The 1,341-nt window shown below is 55.6% G+C and carries 1 protein-coding gene; it reads left to right on the forward strand.

All coding sequences use genetic code 11. The features are described 5' to 3' along the window. The coding region (locus tag NG895_RS03060; protein ID WP_252850980.1) for an IS110 family RNA-guided transposase at positions 1 to 875 on the forward strand (875 nt) is incomplete at its 5' end. Between the last annotated feature and the right edge of the window lie 466 nt (positions 876 to 1,341).

The raw sequence follows: 1,341 nt of genomic DNA on the forward strand, positions 1-1,341 counted from the left end.
ACGGGTGCCGTGAGATTGTGTTGATTCAGCCTCAACAACGGAGTCGCAGGAAGACCGATCGCCGGGACGCTCGGGCCTTGCGTGATCTTTTATGGGTGAATCGAATCGCGCTGGTGAATGGTGAACGTCTAGCGGGGCTTCGCCGTGTTCGTCCCTGCACACAGCAGGAGTCCGAGCAACGGCAGATCACAAGCCTGAGGAGGCATTTATCGAAACAGAAGACCAAGGCCGTCAACAAGATCCACCGCATCTTGCTGAAGCACAACCTCCAACACGATTGTCCCACCAAGTCCATCGATACGCAGCGCGGCCGTCAATGGCTTACCGAGTTAGCGCTGCCGCAGGTCGATCGGCTGGAGCTGGATCTACTCCTGGCCCAATGGGCCTTGTTACGCGAGCATCTGCAAAAAGTGCAGGAGAAGATCAACCAGATGCATAACGAATCCCCTGCGGCAATGATCGTGGCATCTGTCCCGGGCCTAAGGAGCTATTCGAGCGTGGCAATTGCCTCGCGCATCGGCAATCCGCAAGACTTTCCTCGGCCTTCCAGTCTGGCTAACTTCTTTGGACTGACTCCGGGGTGCTGTAATAGCGGTGATCAGCAGCGACCAGGTTCGATTACCAAAGAAGGAAGTTCTCTCGTCAGAGGCTTGCTGAGCAACTGTATTTACCATGTACTGCGGAAGGACGCCTGGATGCGTGCATGGTACCAACGAATCAAGCGTCGACGTGGATCGGGAATCGCTCGTGTCGCCGTGATGCGACGACTGGTGACGATCATCTGGAAGATGTTGCGAGAACAGATGCCTTACGTCTCCGGAGGGCCTGCCGAGGTGGAGAAACAACGGCAAATCGTAAAGGCATTGGCATCTTGATACAGACTTACCGGCTTCGCCGGCCGGGGGAATGCGTCCCCTTCCCCCAGACCCCCTTACCCTCTTCTCTGTTCCGCAAAAGGAGCCAAAGAAATACTCAAATGTTGCATTGGTCTTCACTCCGGTGAAGAACCCTCGTGTTGCGAGGCCAGCCCGAGAACTCGCATCGACACGCTTCGACGTGCGAACCGCTGATTAGGGCGGCCACGCACCACGAGACAGTCGCAAAGAAATGTCCGCGCCGGACTCACGTAGTCCGGGTGGTGACCGGAGGGTCGCCAGCAAGCGAAGAGATGTGTCGAGGTGCAGCTGGAAAACCAAAACAAGGCTGCTCCCAACTCGCCAAACAACAACGACTGTGATCAACACAAACCAACGAGTCACTAATTCAATGCCGAAAACACTGCACTATCCAATAGGGACGCTGCTACCCCTACGTAAAGACGACAGGAAATCACTCACTTGA

Source organism: Aeoliella straminimaris (assembly GCF_024054565.1).
GTDB classification, from domain to species: Bacteria; Planctomycetota; Planctomycetia; order Pirellulales; family Lacipirellulaceae; genus Aeoliella; species Aeoliella straminimaris.